The sequence below is a fragment of the Streptomyces sp. NPDC002680 genome, assembly GCF_042889145.1.
Taxonomy (GTDB): Bacteria; Actinomycetota; Actinomycetes; order Streptomycetales; family Streptomycetaceae; genus Streptomyces; species Streptomyces adonidis.
This window is the reverse complement of record NZ_JBIAQP010000008.1, coordinates 148,095-164,800: the sequence shown is the minus strand read 5'-3', so window position 1 is coordinate 164,800 and position 16,706 is coordinate 148,095. Positions and strand designations below refer to the sequence as shown.

The following is a 16,706-nucleotide window of genomic DNA, read 5'->3' as shown; positions in this document are numbered from 1 at the left end:
ACAGGAAGCAAGCGGAGGTGCGGTTGACGCACAGGGCTGGGCCCATGTGCATGCATGCGCATCAACTACCGCTGAGCGTCCGCTCATTCCGGTACCCGGGCACGACTCACTGTGATCCGGGCCACTGCCTCCGGGGCGCGGTCACTCCGTGGGTGGGGCGTCGGGGGTCCAGACGGTCGCCCAGACCTCCACCCGGCCATCAGGAAGCACGTATTGGACGAACAGGCGGGCTATACGCCCCTCGTCGGTCCGGAGACAGACGGTGTCGTCCGGAAACACCGGAACGGCGGACCGCCTCTGACCGTCATCGGCGAGCAGTTCGGCGCACCCGTCCGGCGACGGGATGTACACGCCGGACGGCGCCTTCACCAAAGCCTGTGCCGACGGTCCCGTGACGTACGTGCCGTTGCCGTCCAGGACGACTTCCACGTCTCCCGACTCGTCGGTCCACGGCGGAGCCTCGTCGAGATCGAGCGGCGACAACGGGTCCAAGGACACGTAGTCCTCGTAGAAGATGTATCCCGCTCCAGGCGGTGGAGCCGGATAAGCCGAGGGAATTGGTTCGGCATCCCCGGGCGTCGGATCGACATCCGCATACGTCTGATCGGGCAAGGGCGAGATCCCGATGACCGACGGATCGGAACCGCCCCCCGCAATCGGTCCGGCCGCCGTCCCCAACAATCCGACGACCAGCCAGGCAAGCACCGCGCCGACCACCCCGAGCCCCGCCCCCACGAACGCCGTATGAACCCCTCGCCCCTTCAGCGGCGCCCGCTCCGGCAGGGACGTCTCGGGCGCGGGCTCGGGAGGCGGCCCCGGTTGGCCAGGACCCTTGGATCCCCCCGAAAACCAACCGCCGCGTCTTCCGCCAGTTCCCCCGAACAGCACCCGTCAATGGTCCCGCAAACGCCCGAGGGCGGCACCCCTCTTGAAGAGAGGTACCGCCCTCGAACTCGTACGCGATGAACTGCCGATCCCCTGAAGGATCAGAAGTCCATGTCACCGCCCGGCATGCCGCCGCCGGCCGGGGCCGCGGCCTTCTCCGGCTTGTCGGCGATGACGGCCTCGGTGGTGAGGAAGAGCGCGGCGATGGACGCCGCGTTCTGCAGCGCGGAGCGCGTCACCTTCGCCGGGTCGATGATGCCCTCGGCGATCATGTCGACGTACTCACCGGTCGCGGCGTTGAGGCCGTGGCCGACGGGAAGGTTGCGCACCTTCTCGACGATGACGCCGCCCTCGAGGCCACCGTTGACGGCGATCTGCTTGAGCGGGGCCTCCAGGGCGAGCCGCACGGCGTTCGCGCCGGTCGCCTCGTCACCCGTCAGCTCCAGCTTCTCGAAGACCGAGGAGGCCTGCAGCAGAGCCACGCCACCACCGGCGACGATGCCCTCCTCGACGGCCGCCTTCGCGTTGCGAACGGCGTCCTCGATGCGGTGCTTGCGCTCCTTGAGCTCGACCTCGGTCGCGGCACCGGCCTTGATGACGGCCACGCCGCCCGCGAGCTTCGCCAGGCGCTCCTGGAGCTTCTCGCGGTCGTAGTCCGAGTCGCTGTTCTCGATCTCGGCGCGGATCTGGTTGACCCGGCCGGCGACCTGGTCGGCGGAGCCGCCGCCGTCGACGATCGTCGTCTCGTCCTTGGTGATGACGACCTTGCGCGCCCGGCCCAGGAGGTCCAGGGAGGTGTTCTCCAGCTTGAGACCGACCTCCTCGGAGATGACCTCGCCACCCGTGAGGATCGCGATGTCGTTCAGCATCGCCTTGCGGCGGTCGCCGAAGCCCGGGGCCTTGACCGCGACGGACTTGAAGGTCCCGCGGATCTTGTTGACGACCAGGGTCGAGAGGGCCTCGCCCTCCACGTCCTCGGCGATGATCAGCAGCGGCTTGCCCGACTGCATGACCTTCTCCAGGAGCGGAAGCAGGTCCTTGACCGAGGAGATCTTGGAGTTGGCGATGAGGATGTAGGGGTCCTCGAGCGACGCCTCCATGCGCTCCATGTCGGTCGCGAAGTACGCCGAGATGTAGCCCTTGTCGAAGCGCATGCCCTCGGTGAGTTCCAGCTCCAGACCGAAGGTCTGGGACTCCTCGACGGTGATGACGCCTTCCTTGCCGACCTTGTCCATCGCCTCGGCGATGAGCTCGCCGATCTGCGTGTCGGCGGCGGAGATGGAGGCGGTCGAAGCGATCTGCTCCTTGGTCTCGACCTCCTTGGCCTGGTCGAGCAGCGCACCGGAGACGGCCTCGACGGCCTTCTCGATACCGCGCTTCAGGGCCATCGGGTTCGCACCCGCGGCCACGTTGCGCAGACCTTCCTTGACCAGCGCCTGGGCCAGGACGGTCGCGGTCGTCGTGCCGTCGCCGGCTACGTCGTCCGTCTTCTTCGCGACTTCCTTGACCAGCTCGGCGCCGATCTTCTCGTACGGGTCCTCAAGCTCGATCTCCTTGGCGATGGAAACACCATCGTTGGTGATCGTGGGGGCGCCCCACTTCTTCTCGAGGACGACGTTGCGGCCCTTGGGGCCAAGGGTGACCTTGACGGCGTCGGCGAGCTGGTTCATCCCGCGCTCGAGACCGCGCCGTGCCTCCTCGTCGAACGCGATGATCTTGGCCATGTGAAGTGGTCCTCCCGGACTGGGGTGGATTGCTCCGGACCGCGTTGGCGCCCGCGACGGACGGCCAGCCTGCCCCGATGGTTCCTTGCACCACCTGGCCTGCGGGCCTCACCGACCCGGTCCTTCGTTATCACTCTCACCTTCAGAGTGCTAACGCCAATGATTAGCACTCGCCCCTGTCGAGTGCAAGCGGCTCTCGAAGATCCGCAGGTGAACAGGGGGACGCCCAGGCACGCCGAAGGGCCCGTACCCCGTGAGGTCCCACGGGGTACGAGCCCTTCGAATCCTTCGATGAAGGAAGAAGAACGTCGCTGCGGTGCGCCGGCGCGTGCTTCAGCTGGTCGCCAGACGGACCATGTCCGCCTGCGGCCCCTTCTGGCCCTGCGAGATCTCGAAATCGACCCGCTGACCTTCCTCGAGGGTGCGGTAGCCGTCCATCTGAATCGCGCTGTAGTGGACGAAAACATCCGCACCACCGTCGACCGCGATGAAGCCGTACCCCTTCTCCGCGTTGAACCACTTGACGGTGCCCTGAGCCATGCCTAACTCCCCTATTACTGGCCCTTGCACGGATCCGCACTTCGCGGATCCGGGTCAGACCTCACCCCCCAACCGGTGGGGGTGTGCGCCGGAACGCGTCGACCGCGGCCGAATGTATCTGTCCAACTGCCCTCTGCAACAGGTCAATCGGACGAGAAATCCGGGCACACCAGGTCATGGAATATGCGGAGAATTCACGCGAATTCAGGGCAAGTCGGGCCCCACAAAGGGAGCAAAAAACGCAAAAGGCCTGCACACTTTGGCTACTTCTCAATGGGTGCGCGGCAGGAATTAACACTCGTGCGGCAAGCGAAGTGGTGGGGCTTCCCCAACTGTACCCCGCTCAACCATACAGAATTGCCCCCTCCGCTTCTCTCACGGAGGGGGCAATTCGATGAACTCTCGGTAATCAAAGTTACCGACGGTTACTACTGACGGGTATCAAGCGGTTTGATCAGCCGCCCGCGACAGCGGGAATGATCGACACACCCGCACCGTCCGGCGTCACCGTCTCCAGCCCCTGCTCGAACCGGACGTCGTCGTCATTGACGTACACATTGACGAACCGCCGCAGCTTGCCCTGATCATCGAGCACCCGGGCGGCGATCCCCGTGTGCTTCTCCTCCAGATCGGCGATGACCTCGGCAAGGGTCCCGCCTTCGGCCGTCACCTCGGCCTGGCCTCCGGTGTACGTGCGCAGGATGGTGGGGATGCGGACGCTAACGCTCATGACTTTCAACCTCCGGTCAGTGGGGCGCCCTGAAGGGGCGCGGGGAACTGCGCGACCAGCCCCCACAGGCCCGCAGACGAACAACGACCTCTTACCTCTTAAGAAGCAAGCCCAGCTTCCCGGAACGACTCAAGACTGGGCCGAATCGTCGCGGTGAGCCCGGTGTCGGCCACAGCGTCCAACGTCTTGAGCCCGTCCCCGGTGTTGAGCACGACGGTCGTGAGGGTCGGGTCCAGCAACCCATTCTCGATCAGCTTCTTCGCCACACCCACAGTCACCCCACCGGCGGTCTCCGCGAAGATCCCCTCGGTCCGCGCAAGCAACCGAATCGCGTCGACGACCTGCTCGTCATTGACGTCCTCGACAGCCCCACCGGTCCGCCGCGCGATATCCAGCACGTACGGCCCGTCCGCGGGATTCCCGATCGCAAGCGACTTCGCGATCGTGTTGGGCTTCTGCGGCCGTACGACGTCATGCCCCGCCTTGTACGCCACGGACACCGGCGAGCACCCCTCCGCCTGCGCCCCGAAGATCTTGTACGGCCTGTCCTCGACGAGCCCGAGCTTGATCAGCTCCTGGAGCCCCTTGTCGATCTTCGTGAGCTGCGACCCGGAGGCGATCGGGATCACCAGCTGGTCGGGCAGCCGCCAGCCGAGCTGCTCGCAGATCTCGTACGCCAGGGTCTTGCTGCCCTCCGCGTAGTACGGGCGCAGGTTGACGTTGACGAAGCCCCAGCCCTCGCCGGCCGGGTCGCCGATCAGCTCGGAGCAGAAGCGGTTCACGTCGTCGTAGTTGCCCTCGATGCCGACCAGCTCACCGCCGTACACCGCGGCCATGACGACCTTGCCCTGCTCCAGGTCGTGCGGGATGAACACGCAGGAGCGGAAGCCGGCGCGGGCGGCGGCGGCGCCGACGGCGCCGGCCAGGTTGCCCGTGGAGGAGCAGGAGAGGGTGGTGAAGCCGAAGACGCGGGCGGCCTCGATGGCCTGGGCGACGACCCGGTCCTTGAAGGAGTGCGTCGGGTTGCCGGAGTCGTCCTTCACGAACAGCTTGCCGGCGTCGACGCCCAGCTCGCGGGCCAGGTTGTCGGCCTGGACGAGCTTGGTCCAGCCGGGGTTGATGTTGGGCTTGGTCGCCACGTCCGCGGGGACGGGCAGCAGCGGCGCGTAGCGCCAGATGTTCGCGGGTCCCGCTTCGATGCGCTTACGGAGCTCTTCGGTGTCGGCCACCGAATGGACGGCGAAGTCGTAGGCGATCTCCAGCGGGCCGAAACACTCCTCGCAGGCGAACACCGGACCGAGCGGGACACGGTGGCCGCATTCGCGGCAGGAGAGCGCGGCGGCGGGACCGAGATCGACGGGGGCGCCGGAGGCAGAAGTCGTGGTGCTGGTGCTCGCTACAGTTTGCGCAGCCATGGAGGGGAGGCCCTTTCTCCTCATCTTCCTCATGGCGCATCTCGCCATGAGACGGATTTGGCACCTTCCCGAGCCGGCAGCCTCGCGCATGACATGCGACAAGACCGGCTGGAGGGTTGCCGGGGCTTCATCGGGCCGTATCCCTCTGCCCCTCTGGATGAGCGGTATGAAGTTGTGAGGTTGTGAACACCGACGACCTCGGACATGCGATGGTCATCCGCGTTGTTCAAGACTGTAACCGAAGGCTTGGATGGTGGTGGGAGCCGTCCGAACCGCGAGATGCGAATCACGCGCTTCCCATGAGAACGCAAGGGAGAGCCGCACGTGCTGGAGAACGTCGAGCGCTGGCTGAGCACGCGCTCCTGGTCCGTTGGTGACCGCCCGCTCAAGAAGCTGATCGCCGCGAAGCGTTCCTCGAACGCCACGGTGAGTGTCGTCCTGCCCGCGCTCAACGAGGAGGCGACGGTCGGCGAGATCGTCGCCGTCATCCGCCGGGACCTGATGCTGAAGGTCCCCCTCGTCGACGAGATCGTCGTCATCGACTCGGGCTCGACCGACCGCACCTCCGAGGTGGCCGCCGCGGCGGGCGCCCGGGTCGTCCACCGCGACGACATCCTGCCGCGCATCCCGGCGGTACCGGGCAAGGGCGAGGTCCTGTGGCGCTCGCTCCTGGTCACCAGCGGGGACATCATCTGCTTCATCGACGCGGACCTGAAGGAGTTCTCGTCGGACTTCGTCTCCGGGATCGTGGGCCCGCTGCTCACCGACCCCGGCGTGGACCTCGTCAAGGCGATGTACGACCGCCCGCTCGGCCAGGCCGCCGGTCAGGGCGGTCGCGTGACCGAACTCATGGCCCGCCCCCTCCTGAACATGCACTGGCCGCAGCTGGCCGGTTTCGTCCAGCCGCTCGGCGGTGAGTACGCGGCCCGCCGCTCGCTCCTCGAACAGCTCCCGTTCCCCGTCGGGTACGGCGTGGAGCTGGGCATGCTGATCGACGCCCTGCACCTGGTCGGCCTGGACGCGCTGGCCCAGGTCGACGTGGGCGTGCGCAAGCACCGCCACCAGGACGGACAGGCCCTGGGCCGGATGTCCGCCGCGATCTACCGCACGGCCCAGCTCCGGCTGGCCCGGGGCCACCTCATCCGCCCCTCCCTCACCCAGTTCGAACGCGGGGAGGACGGTTTCGAGCCGCGTACGTACTCGGTGGACACGGAGGAACGCCCGCCGATGGCGGACATCGCGGAGTACGCGCGAAGGAAGGTCGCGTAGGCCGGCACAGGCCCCCTGGGGGCTTGAAGCGGGCTTGTATACGGCTGAGGCGTACGTGTGTACGTTTGATTGTTTCCGGGCCGGGCTAGGTTGAGGCGTATGGCTTCAACGCAGGGTGTGCACGATGGCTACCGGGTGCTGGTCGCGTCCAACCGCGGCCCGGTCACGTACGAGGTCCGCGAGGACGGCTCGCTGCACGCCAGGCGCGGTGGCGGCGGGCTGGTCTCCGGGCTCTCGGCGATCGGCCCGGACGCGGGCGCCCTGTGGGTCTGCTCGGCCCTCGGCGACGGCGACCGCGAGGCGGTACGGCGCGGAGAGGGCGAGCCGGGCGTACGGATGCTCGCGATCCCGGCCGACGTGCACGCGGACGCGTACAACGGCATCGCCAACTCGGTGCTCTGGTTCGTGAACCACATGCTGTACCAGACCCCGCTGGAGCCAGTCTTCGACGCGGAGTTCCGGCGCCAGTGGGCGTCGTACGAGGCCTACAACCGCGCGTTCGCGGAAGCCCTGGCGAAGGAGGCGGCCGAGGGCGCGTCGGTGGTGGTCCAGGACTACCACCTGTGCCTGGTCCCCGGCATGCTGCGCGCCCTCCGCCCGGACCTCCGCATCGGCCACTTCTCGCACACGCCGTGGGCACCGGCGGACTACTTCCGGATGCTGCCGTACGACATCTCCGAGCAGCTCCTGCGCGGCATGCTCGGCGCGGACCGCCTGGGCTTCCTCACCCAACGCTGGGCCGACGCGTTCACCGCCTGCTGCACGGACCTGGTCGGCGGCCTCGGCGACACCCGGATCGGGGTGCACGGCCTGGGCGCGGACGCGGACTTCCTGCGCCGACGCGCACACGAGCCGGACGTGGCGGACCGAATGGCTGCGCTGCGCGAGGAAATCGGCGGGACTGACGGATCCCGGAAGACCATCGTCCGGGTCGACCGTACCGAGCTGTCGAAGAACATCGTGCGGGGCCTGCTGGCGTACCGGCAGCTGCTGGAGGACAGCCCGGAGTGGCGAGAACGGGTCGTGCACGTGGCGTTCGCGTACCCGTCGCGCCAGGACCTGGCGGTCTACCGCGACTACACGGCGGAGGTGCAGCGGGTCGCGGACGACATCAACGCGACGTACGGCACCCCGACCTGGACCCCGGTGGTCCTCCACGTGAAGGACGACTTCGCCCGCTCCCTGGCGGCCTACCGCCTGGCGGACGTGGCCCTGGTCAACCCCATCCGCGACGGCATGAACCTGGTCGCCAAGGAGATCCCGGTGGTCTCCGACGAGGGGTGCGTGCTGGTGCTGTCGCGGGAGGCGGGTGCGTACGAGGAGCTGGGCGAGGACGCGATCGTGGTGAACCCGTACGACGTGGTCGAGACGGCGCGGGCGCTGGAGGAGGCGCTGAACATGGGGTCGGGGGAACGGGCGGAACGCACGAAACGCCTGGCGGCGGCGGCGACGGCACTGCCGCCGGCCCAGTGGTTCCTGGACCAGCTGAACGCGCTCAAGGGCGAGTGAGGGTCTGCCCGAGGGTGTGGAGCAGCTGTACGACACCGGCGGGCCCGTCGACGACGAGGTCGGCGCGCTCGACCAGTTCCGTGACCTCCTCGGTGCTGTTGCCGCTGCACACCAGTAGCCCCGGGATGCCGTTCTGGCGGAGCTTCTCCACCGCCGCGAACGCCGGGAGGTCGCCGAGGTCGTCGCCGGCGTAGAGGACCGAGGTGGCGCCGGTCTCGCGGACGTACTCCTGGAGGGCGACGCCCTTGTCCATGCCGGGTGGGCGCAGTTCCAGTACGAGGCGGCCGGGTTCGACGATGAGGCCGTGCTTGGTCGCCAGGTCGGCGAGGGGCTCGCGTAGGGCCTCGAAGGCGGCCTGCGGATCGGCGGCACGCCGGGTGTGGACGGCGACGGCCCGCCCCTTCTCCTCGACCCAGGTGCCCTGCGAGGCACCGTGGCGTTCGAGGAACTCAGGGAGTTCGGCGCGGACGGCGGCGACGCCGGGGTGGGGGGCGGGGGCGGTGACCGTGCCGGTCGTGGCGTCCCAGCGTTCGGTGCCGTAGTGGCCGAGGACGGTGAGGTGTTCGAGGCCGCCGAGTCGGACGGCGACGGCGGCGGGGCGGCCGGTGAGGACGGCGACGGCGGCGATGTGGGGGGTGAGGGTGGAGAGGGCGTCGAGGGTTCGGGGGTGGGCGCGGGCCTGCTCGGGGTCGGCGACGATCGGAGCGAGGGTCCCGTCGAAGTCGAGGACGACGACGGCGCCGGTGGGGCGCCGAAGAATGGCGTCCAGCCCGTCACGACCGGCCTGCGTCACGGGCGTAGGCAGCGAGTCCATGGCCCGACCCTATCTTCCTCGCCCCCGCCGCCCCTACCCGTTCCCATCCCTGGGGGCTGCCGCCCCCAGACCCCCGCTGTCGGCCTGAACGGCCTCGTCCTCAAACGCCGGACGGGCTGAAAGATCAAGCCCCGGCCGGGGTTGGTATTTCAGCCCGTCCGGCGTTTGAGGACAAAGGGGGGGTCTGGGGGCGCAGCCCCCAGGGATGGGACGGGTAGGGGCGGCGGGGGCGAAAACAACCCGGCACCCCCTACCGCTCTCCCCTCCTCCCCTCCCGCACCCTCCGCAACCGATTCACCGTCACCGGATCACACGCCAGCGCCCGCTCGTCGTCGAGCAGCGCGTTCAGCAGCTGGTAGTAGCGCACCGGCACCAACCCCAGCTCCTCCCGTATCGCCCGCTCCTTCGCCCCCGGCCCCGCGAACCCCCGCCGCTCCAGCGCGAGAATGTCCTGTTCCCGTTGCCCCAGCCGGCCCAGCCGCTCCCCTTCGTCCATGAAACGAACCGTAGCCCCCACCACCGACACCCGGAGTCACTCCGCCGTCGCCGCCCGCTGTATCGCCCCCAGCACCTCCCCCGGATCACCGTCCCCCAGCACCGCCCCACCGACCGTCTCCTGGATGTTCCGGCTCGTGGCCGCCCACGACGGCTTGCCGACCGGGTACAGCTGGGCGGTGCCGAGCGCGTCCAGGCCGTCCCACAGGTCCTTGTACGTCTTGTTCGCCCGCATCGACGTGGACGCCGACGACGTCACCGGCAGCAACTGGTACGTGCCCGCGAGATCCACCATGTTCTTGTCCTCGTACAGGAAGTTCAGATACGTACCGATCTCCGTGGCATGGCCGCCCTGCTTGAACGCGGCGATCCAGTCCGACGTACCGACCGTCGCCGTCTTCTGCCCCGCCGTGCGGCCCGGCATCGGGACGGCCTCGTACGCCACGGGTTCGACGGACCGCGCGATCTCCCGTACGAGCGCGCCCGGCGCGCTGACCATGCCCGCCTCGCCGTCCACGAAGGCCTGGAGCGCGGCCTTGCGGTTGAGGCGGTCGGGTGGGATCGGGCCGGTCAGTCCCTCGCCCACGAGGCGGTCGCGGAGCCAGGTGAGGGTCGAGACGTTGCGGGCGGAGGCGATGTCGTACTCGCCGGTGTCACCCGTGTATCCGCCGCCTCCGCCGAGCAGCCACTGGAGGGTTTCCGCCTGCGCCTCCTCGGGGCCGAGCGGGAGCGCGTACGGGTATTTCACGCCCCGGTCCTTCAGGACCTCCGCCGCGTTCCTCAACTCCGCCCAGGTGGTGGGGGGTTCGAGGTCGGCCTCGGCGAAGAGGGTCTTGTTGACGTAGAGGAGGCGGGTCGAGGCGAGGAACGGCAGGCCGTACTGGGTGCGGTCCGTGGTGCCCGCGTCGACGAGGTTGGGCAGGAAGTTGCCCTGGACGCGGATGGAGAGCAGGTCGTCGGCCGGGTAGAGGAGGCCGTCGGCGGCGTAGTCCGCGTAGTTGCCGATCTGCGCGATGTCGGGCGGGTCGCCGGCCGCGACCATCTTGGCGACCTGGGCCTCGGCCTCGCCGGGCTCGTACACCTTGACGTCGAGCCGGATGCCGGGGTTGGCGGCCTCGAACGCGGTGTCGACCCGGTTCCAGTACGACTCCGAGTTCTTGACGACGTCGTCGCCGTAGTTCGTGGCGACCACGGTGAGGGTGACCCCGCCGGACCCCTCACCGCTCCCGCCGCAGCCGCCCAGCACCAGGACGGAGGCCAGACTCAGAACCGTCACGGCGGCGAAGACCGGCCGACGGCTCCCGCCCCACACTTCTCGCACGGCAGACCCCTCCCCGGGGAGGCACACGCGTCACGCTCTGTGGACGCGCGTAGAGCCTCCCGCACCATGGGGTCCGGTCCAATGCCCCGGGCGTTTCGGCCGTGCAACATTTCCCGGCCGCCGCACTCGGGGTCCTGCGCCCTATTCGGCGCTGTCGGCCTCGTTCTGCAGGGAGTTGGCCTCCGTCTGAAGCGTCGTCAGGACCGCCTCCGGGCTGCCGTTCGCCACGAACGCCGTACCGATCCGCTTCTTGATGTCCGCGCTGACCTGCGCCCAGGACGTCTTGCCGACCGGGTAGAGCTGGGCGGTCGGGAGTTCCTCCAGGAAGGGAGCGAGGTCCTTGTCCTGGGCGGCGGCGGACATCGTCGCGGAGGCCGAGGTGGTGACCGGCAGCAGGTCGTACTTGCGGGAGAAGGCGAGCACGTTCTTCTCGGCGTAGACGAAGTCGAGGAACTTGCCGACCTCGCTGCGGTGGCCGTTCTGCTTGAACGCCATCATCCAGTCGGCGACGCCCATCGCGGCCCGCGTCGACCTCTCCTCGCCCGGCATCGGCACCATGCCGACGTCCACGCCCTTCGCCACCGCCGTCTTCATCAGCGAGGGATGGCCGTTGAGCATGCCGACCTCCCCGCGCGCGAACGCGGCGAAGGCGTCGGCCCGGTTGAGCTTGCCGGGGGCGACGGGACCGGTGAGGCCCTTGTCGACGAGTTCGTCCTTGAGCCAGGTGAACGTCTTGATGTTCTGCGGGGAGTCGATGCCGTACGTCCCGACGGTGCTGGTGTAGCCGTCGCCGCCGCTGAGCAGCCACTGGAGGGTCTCGGCCTGCGCCTCCTCGGGCCCGAGCGGAAGGGCGTACGGGTACTTCACGCCCGCCTCCTTCAGCGCGGTCGCGTCGGCGGCCAGGTCGCTCCAGGTGGTGGGCGGGGTGAGGCCGGCCTCGGTGAAGAGCTTCTTGTTGTAGAAGAGGAGGCGGGTGGAGGCGGCGAAGGGCATGCCGTACTGCGTGCGCTTGACCTTGCCGGCGTCGGCCAGCTGGGCGACGAAATCGGCCTGCGTCGGGATGGAGAGCAGCTCGTCGGCCTGGTACAGCTCGCCCTTGGCCGCGTAGTCGGCGTACGCGCCGATCTGCGCCAGGTCGGGCGCGTCACCGGCGGCGACCAGCTCCTTGACCTTGCGGTCGACGTCGTTCCAGGAGTAGACGCTGACGTCGACCTTCACACCCGGGTTGGCGTCCTCGTACGCCGCGACCAGGTCGTCCCAGTACTTCTGGGAGCTGTTGGCGTCGGAGTCGCCGTAGTCGGCGGCTACCAGCTTCAGGGTGACCTCACCCGAACCGGTGCCTCCGCAGCCCCCGAGTGCCGCCGTCATCCCGAGTGCGGACGCCGCCGCGATCATGCCTGTCCTGTGCCGCTGCACTGCTTCAACCCCAAACCCCGACCGAACGTTCACAGATGTGTTCATTGGTACGTTCAATTTATTTGTTCGAGCCACCAGCTCTACACTACGTGAGTGGACTAGACCTCTTGCGGGTCGACGGGCCACACTGTCCCCGTGAGACATGTCATCGCCCTCGATGTGGGCGGCACCGCGATGAAAGCCGCCCTGATCGGGTCGGACGGCGCCCTGCTGCACCAGGCGCGCCGTGCGACCGGACGCGAGCGCGGCCCCGACGCCGTGGTCGAGGCGATCCTCGGCTTCGCCGCCGACCTGCGCGCCCATGGCATCGCCCACCTCGGCGAGAGCGCCGTGGCGGCCGGTGTCTCGGTCCCCGGCATCGTCGACGCCGACCACGGCATCGCCGTCTACGCGGCGAACCTCGGCTGGCGTGACGTACCCCTGCGCGCCCTGCTCACCGAACGGCTCGGCCTGCCGGTCGCCCTCGGCCACGACGTCCGCACGGGCGGCTTGGCGGAGGGCCGGATCGGGGCGGGCCAGGGAGCCGACCGCTTCCTCTTCGTCCCCCTCGGCACCGGCATCGCGGGCGCGATCGGCATCGACGGCCGGGTGGAGGCGGGCGCACACGGCTTCGCGGGCGAGATCGGCCACATCGTCGTACGCCCCGACGGCACCCCCTGCCCATGCGGCCAGCGCGGCTGCCTGGAGCGGTACGCGTCGGCGTCGGCGGTGAGCGAGGCCTGGGCGACGGCTTCCGGCTCCCCCGACGCGGACGCGGCGGACTGCGCCAGAGCAGTGGACGCAGGCGACCCACAGGCGCACCAGATCTGGCAGGCAGCGATCGACGCCCTGGCCGACGGCCTGGTCACCGCCCTCACCCTCCTAGACCCCCGCACCCTGATCATCGGCGGCGGCCTGGCAGAGGCGGGCGACACCTTGTTCACACCACTACGCACCGCCGTACAACAGCGGATCACCTTCCAAAAGCTCCCAACCATCGTCCCCGCAGCCCTCGGAGACACAGCAGGCTGCCTCGGCGCGGGCCTCTTGGCCTGGGACCTCCCGACCATTCCCGACCTCGACCCCACGGAGGTATCCGCCTGATGGCAACGGACCCAGCGGCGACAGGTCCAGTGGCGCCTGCCTCACTCTCAACAGGCCTGGCGGCACCCACCCCAGGGGCGCGGGGAACTGCGCGACCAGCCCCCACCGGCCCGCACCACGCACACAACCTGGTGTTCAGGGGCGCCAAGGCAGTACTCCCCACAGGAATCACCGACGGCGCCCAACTGGCCGTCGAGGGCACCAAGTTCACCGAGCACGCCCCCGAGAACGCCCACGAGATCGACGTAAGCGGCCACTGGCTGATCCCCGGTTTCGTGGACCTACACAACCACGGCGGCGGCGGAGCCTCCTTCACTTCCGGCACAGCCGAAGACGTACTCAAGGGCATCCACACCCACCGAACCCACGGCACCACCACCCTCGTCGCCAGCACGGTCACCGGCGACATGGACACCCTCACCGCCCAGGCCGGCCTACTCTCCGAACTGGCCGAGCAGGGCGACATCGCCGGCGTCCACTTCGAGGGCCCCTTCATCTCCCCGTGCCGCAAGGGCGCCCACTCCGAGGCGCTGCTGCGCGACCCGGACCCGGCGGAGGTCCGCAAGCTCATCGACGCGGCGCGCGGCCACGCCCGCATGGTCACCCTCGCCACCGAACTCCCGGGCGGCCTCGACTCCGTACGGCTGCTCACCGAGCACGGCGTCATCGCGGCGATCGGCCACACGGACGCGACGTACGAGCAGACGGTGGAGGCGATCGAGGCGGGCGCCACGGTGGCGACCCACCTGTTCAACGCGATGCCGCCCCTGGGCCACCGCACGCCGGGCCCGATCGCCGCGCTACTGGAGGACGACCGCGTAACGGTAGAACTCATCAACGACGGAACGCACTTGCACCCCGCCTCCCTCCAACTGGCGTTCCACCACGCGGGAGCGGACCGCGTGGCGTTCATCACGGACGCGATGGACGCGGCCGGCTTCGGCGACGGCCGATACCTCCTCGGCCCGCTGGAGGTCGAGGTCAGCGAGGGCGTGGCACGGCTGGTAGAGGGCGGCTCGATCGCGGGCTCGACCCTCACCCTGGACCGCGCGTTCCGACGCGCGGTCACCGTCGACCGCCTCCCGATCACGGACACGGTCGCCGCCCTGTCCGCCAACCCGGCCCGCCTGCTGGGGATGTACGACCGGGTGGGCTCCCTGGAACCGGGCAAGGACGCGGACCTGGTACTCCTGGACGCGGACTTCACGCTCAAGGGCGTGATGCGCAAGGGGAGTTGGGTAGTGAAGCCTCAACTGCCGTAACCGGCCTGTGTCGAGGGAGGGAGGCCGCCCCGGTGATCCTCACGGTCACGCTGAACACCGCGCTGGACATCACGTACCGCGTACGGGAGTTACGCCCGTACGCCTCCCACCGCGTCACCTCGGTGACCGAACGCCCCGGCGGCAAGGGCCTGAACGTGGCCCGGGTCCTGGCCGCCCTCGGCCACGAGGTGACGGTCACCGGCTTCGTGGGCGGCCCGGCCGGTCGGGCCGTACAGGACCAACTCACCGCCACACCAGGCGTGTTGGACGCCCTGCTCCCGGTGTCGGGCTCAACTCGCCGCACGATAGCGGTGGTCGAGGAAGTCGAGGAAACAGCCACGAGCCTGACCCCGGACACGACCCAACTCAACGAACCGGGCCCGCAGATCACCCCGGCCGAGTGGTCGGCCTTCCAGGACGTGTACGAGGGGCTGCTGCCGTCCGTCTCCGTGGTGGCCCTCTGCGGAAGCCTGCCGCCGGGGGTGCCGGTGGGCGCCTACGCCCACCTCATCCGCACCGCACGGGCAGCCGGCGTACCCGTACTGCTCGACACCAGCGGGGAGCCGCTCAGGCGCGGGGTCGCGGCCCGCCCCGACCTGGTCAAGCCGAACGCCGCCGAACTCACCGAACTCACCGGCTCCCACGAGCCGTCACAGGCCACCCGGGACGTCCGCAGACGCGGCGCACGGGCAGTGGTGGCCTCCCTGGGCCCGGACGGCCTGCTGGCGGTAACCCCGGAGGGCCGCTGGCGAGCAACCCCGCCGACCCGCGTCCGAGGCAACCCGACAGGCGCGGGCGACTCAGCGGTAGCGGGCCTGCTGTCGGGCCTGATCGACCAACTCCCCTGGCCCGAACGCCTGGCAAGGGCAACGGCTCTGTCAGCGGCGACGGTAATGTCCCCGGTGGCAGGCGAGTTCGACAGACCGACGTACGAGAAGCTACTGAGCCGGGTAACGGTGACAACTGAAGCAACGGCCGCGTAGGCACGCGCCCAATGGGGCGCGCCCCCTCAGGGGCGCGGGGAACTGCGCGACAAGCCCCCACCGCCCCGCGGCCAAAGCACGAAGCCCAGAAACCCCAAGTCCCAAGCCCTACTCAGCAGCAGCCAGATACAACTGATCCAGATTCACATCGCACTGATCCCCTTGCTCACAGGAGATCTTGATCGTGTTCGTACCCTTGTTCAACTGGACGGACGCCCACGTGTTCGTCCACCCCTTCGCATAGTCGCCCTCGGCAGCCTTGGCGAAGTTGCTCAGGTTCAGCGGCCGAGACTGCGCCGTCCCATTGACCGTCAGCGTCGCGGAGGCGTCCTTGCCGGGCACGCCGTAGTTGACGTACAGCCGGTACTCCCCCTCCTTCGCGATCCCGCTCACGTTCCAAGTGACCGACGCGCCCACGTTGTTGAAGTTGCCCACATAGACACCGCCGGCGGCCTGCGCACCGTCGACGTCCGACACCGCACTGGCGCCACCGCCGAGCAGCAGCGCCTTCGCGTCGATGGTCGGCAGCTCCGCGTCGGCGGACTCCGAGGCGCTGGCCGACGGGGACGGCTCGGCACTCTGCCCGGTCGACGGGGACGCGCTGGCGTCGGCGCCGGTGTCCTTGTCGTCGTCGCCGCCCATCATGGCCACGCCGATCCCGATGACGACCGCGGCGACGACCGCGATCGCGCCGATCAGCAGCCCCTTGGTGTTGGGCCCGCTGCCCCGCCCGCCTCTGCCGCCACCACCGCTGTACGCGTGCTGCTGCTGGGGAGCCGAGGGGCCGCCGCCGAAGGCCTCGGGGGCCTGGTAGTGGGCGTTCGGGCTGCTGCCGTAAGCCCCCTGCTGCTGCGGGACCGTCTGGCCGTACTGCGCGGTCGGGGCGGTCTGGCCGTACGCCGGCTGCTGGCCCTGGCCGGGACCCTGCCCCGGGCCCGCCGACGGGCTGTACTGACGCTCACCGACCGGCCGCACCCGGCCGACCGAGTTCGGGTAGCCGTAACCGCCGGACGGCGGCTGGGCTCCGTTGGCCTGACCGTCCTCGTACAGGTAGCCGAACGGATCGTCGTCCTCGGGCGTGCTCGCGCCGCTGTTGCCGGGCGTCATCCCTTGGTCTCCTCAACAGGTGCGGGTGGGACTACTGCGGGGTGGACCACGAGATCTTGCGAGGTCCTGCGAAACATGCAATGCGAATAGCGAGCCTACCCGCTCCCACTGCCCCAAACGGGTGACTCTGCCCGCACGGGGTCACCGGCAGGC

At 69.3% G+C, this 16,706-nt stretch carries 15 protein-coding genes and 1 riboswitch; of the genes, 5 read left to right on the top strand and 10 right to left on the bottom strand.

Translation table 11 applies throughout. The features are described 5' to 3' along the window. Positions 1-141: 141 nt before the first annotated feature. The 5 genes from ACFYXF_RS22060 to thrC all read right to left on the bottom strand — a co-directional run bounded on the left by ACFYXF_RS22060 (position 142) and on the right by thrC (position 5,294). The gene (locus ACFYXF_RS22060) at positions 142-717 is read right to left on the bottom strand and encodes a hypothetical protein (RefSeq protein ID WP_389351506.1); all 576 of its coding nucleotides are present in this window, start codon (positions 715-717) and stop codon (positions 142-144) included. Positions 718-986: 269 nt separating this feature from the next. Continuing rightward, positions 987-2,609, bottom strand: coding sequence for a chaperonin GroEL (gene groL / locus ACFYXF_RS22055; RefSeq protein WP_235477236.1), 1,623 nt, complete (start codon positions 2,607-2,609; stop codon positions 987-989). Positions 2,610-2,942: 333 nt separating this feature from the next. Next, positions 2,943-3,149, bottom strand: a complete 207-nt coding sequence (locus ACFYXF_RS22050; RefSeq protein ID WP_019057200.1) for a cold-shock protein — start codon at positions 3,147-3,149, stop codon at positions 2,943-2,945. A gap of 454 nt (positions 3,150-3,603) precedes the next feature. Further along, the gene (locus ACFYXF_RS22045) at positions 3,604-3,879 is read right to left on the bottom strand and encodes a MoaD/ThiS family protein (RefSeq protein WP_389351503.1); all 276 of its coding nucleotides are present in this window, start codon (positions 3,877-3,879) and stop codon (positions 3,604-3,606) included. A 98-nt stretch (positions 3,880-3,977) separates the two neighbouring features. Then, positions 3,978-5,294 (bottom strand): threonine synthase, encoded by a 1,317-nt coding sequence (gene thrC / locus ACFYXF_RS22040; RefSeq protein WP_389351501.1) that lies wholly within the window; start codon positions 5,292-5,294, stop codon positions 3,978-3,980. A 17-nt stretch (positions 5,295-5,311) separates the two neighbouring features. Then, a riboswitch (SAM riboswitch) is annotated at positions 5,312-5,458 on the bottom strand. A 160-nt stretch (positions 5,459-5,618) separates the two neighbouring features. On the opposite strand from thrC, the gene ACFYXF_RS22035 reads away from it, so the two are divergent. After that, a complete protein-coding gene (locus tag ACFYXF_RS22035) occupies positions 5,619-6,563 on the top strand; it encodes a glucosyl-3-phosphoglycerate synthase (RefSeq protein ID WP_389351500.1) in 945 nt (314 codons plus the stop codon). 99 nt (positions 6,564-6,662) lie between these two features. Continuing rightward, positions 6,663-8,072, top strand: coding sequence for a trehalose-6-phosphate synthase (locus ACFYXF_RS22030; RefSeq protein WP_389351498.1), 1,410 nt, complete (start codon positions 6,663-6,665; stop codon positions 8,070-8,072). On the opposite strand, the gene otsB is transcribed toward ACFYXF_RS22030, so the two are convergent. The 4 genes from otsB to ACFYXF_RS22010 all read right to left on the bottom strand — a co-directional run bounded on the left by otsB (position 8,059) and on the right by ACFYXF_RS22010 (position 12,097). After that, positions 8,059-8,886, bottom strand: coding sequence for a trehalose-phosphatase (otsB, locus tag ACFYXF_RS22025; protein WP_389351496.1), 828 nt, complete (start codon positions 8,884-8,886; stop codon positions 8,059-8,061). The genes ACFYXF_RS22030 and otsB overlap by 14 nt on opposite strands. 250 nt (positions 8,887-9,136) lie before the next feature. Continuing rightward, complete coding sequence (locus tag ACFYXF_RS22020; protein ID WP_389351495.1) at positions 9,137-9,382, bottom strand: DUF3263 domain-containing protein; 246 nt, start codon at positions 9,380-9,382, stop codon at positions 9,137-9,139. A 36-nt stretch (positions 9,383-9,418) separates the two neighbouring features. Then, positions 9,419-10,702: an extracellular solute-binding protein gene (locus tag ACFYXF_RS22015; RefSeq protein ID WP_389351493.1), complete on the bottom strand. Its 1,284-nt coding sequence runs from the start codon at positions 10,700-10,702 to the stop codon at positions 9,419-9,421. Positions 10,703-10,843: 141 nt separating this feature from the next. Then, positions 10,844-12,097, bottom strand: a complete 1,254-nt coding sequence (locus ACFYXF_RS22010) for an ABC transporter substrate-binding protein (RefSeq protein WP_389351491.1) — start codon at positions 12,095-12,097, stop codon at positions 10,844-10,846. A gap of 156 nt (positions 12,098-12,253) precedes the next feature. Between ACFYXF_RS22010 and ACFYXF_RS22005 the strand changes: the two genes are divergently transcribed. The 3 genes from ACFYXF_RS22005 to ACFYXF_RS21995 all read left to right on the top strand — a co-directional run bounded on the left by ACFYXF_RS22005 (position 12,254) and on the right by ACFYXF_RS21995 (position 15,446). Beyond that, positions 12,254-13,201, top strand: a complete 948-nt coding sequence (locus tag ACFYXF_RS22005; RefSeq protein WP_389351490.1) for an ROK family protein — start codon at positions 12,254-12,256, stop codon at positions 13,199-13,201. 131 nt (positions 13,202-13,332) lie between these two features. Further along, the gene (gene nagA, locus ACFYXF_RS22000; RefSeq protein WP_389351488.1) at positions 13,333-14,463 is read left to right on the top strand and encodes an N-acetylglucosamine-6-phosphate deacetylase; all 1,131 of its coding nucleotides are present in this window, start codon (positions 13,333-13,335) and stop codon (positions 14,461-14,463) included. A 32-nt stretch (positions 14,464-14,495) separates the two neighbouring features. Next, a complete protein-coding gene (locus ACFYXF_RS21995; RefSeq protein WP_389351486.1) occupies positions 14,496-15,446 on the top strand; it encodes a 1-phosphofructokinase family hexose kinase in 951 nt (316 codons plus the stop codon). 108 nt (positions 15,447-15,554) lie between these two features. On the opposite strand, the gene ACFYXF_RS21990 is transcribed toward ACFYXF_RS21995, so the two are convergent. Next, positions 15,555-16,553 (bottom strand): CBM35 domain-containing protein, encoded by a 999-nt coding sequence (locus ACFYXF_RS21990; protein WP_389351485.1) that lies wholly within the window; start codon positions 16,551-16,553, stop codon positions 15,555-15,557. Positions 16,554-16,706: the final 153 nt, after the last annotated feature.

Excerpts from the sequence above, each read along its gene's own strand:
- groL (WP_235477236.1), bottom strand. The coding sequence starts at position 2,609 with ATGGCCAAGATCATCGCGTTCGACGAGGAGGCACGGCGCGGTCTCGAG.
- ACFYXF_RS22050 (WP_019057200.1), bottom strand. The coding sequence starts at position 3,149 with ATGGCTCAGGGCACCGTCAAGTGGTTCAACGCGGAGAAGGGGTACGGC.
- ACFYXF_RS22045 (WP_389351503.1), bottom strand. The coding sequence starts at position 3,879 with ATGAGCGTTAGCGTCCGCATCCCCACCATCCTGCGCACGTACACCGGA.
- thrC (WP_389351501.1), bottom strand. The coding sequence starts at position 5,294 with ATGGCTGCGCAAACTGTAGCGAGCACCAGCACCACGACTTCTGCCTCC.
- ACFYXF_RS22030 (WP_389351498.1), top strand. The coding sequence starts at position 6,663 with ATGGCTTCAACGCAGGGTGTGCACGATGGCTACCGGGTGCTGGTCGCG.
- otsB (WP_389351496.1), bottom strand. The coding sequence starts at position 8,886 with ATGGACTCGCTGCCTACGCCCGTGACGCAGGCCGGTCGTGACGGGCTG.
- ACFYXF_RS22020 (WP_389351495.1), bottom strand. The coding sequence starts at position 9,382 with ATGGACGAAGGGGAGCGGCTGGGCCGGCTGGGGCAACGGGAACAGGAC.
- ACFYXF_RS22010 (WP_389351491.1), bottom strand. The coding sequence starts at position 12,097 with ATGATCGCGGCGGCGTCCGCACTCGGGATGACGGCGGCACTCGGGGGC.
- ACFYXF_RS21990 (WP_389351485.1), bottom strand. The coding sequence starts at position 16,553 with ATGACGCCCGGCAACAGCGGCGCGAGCACGCCCGAGGACGACGATCCG.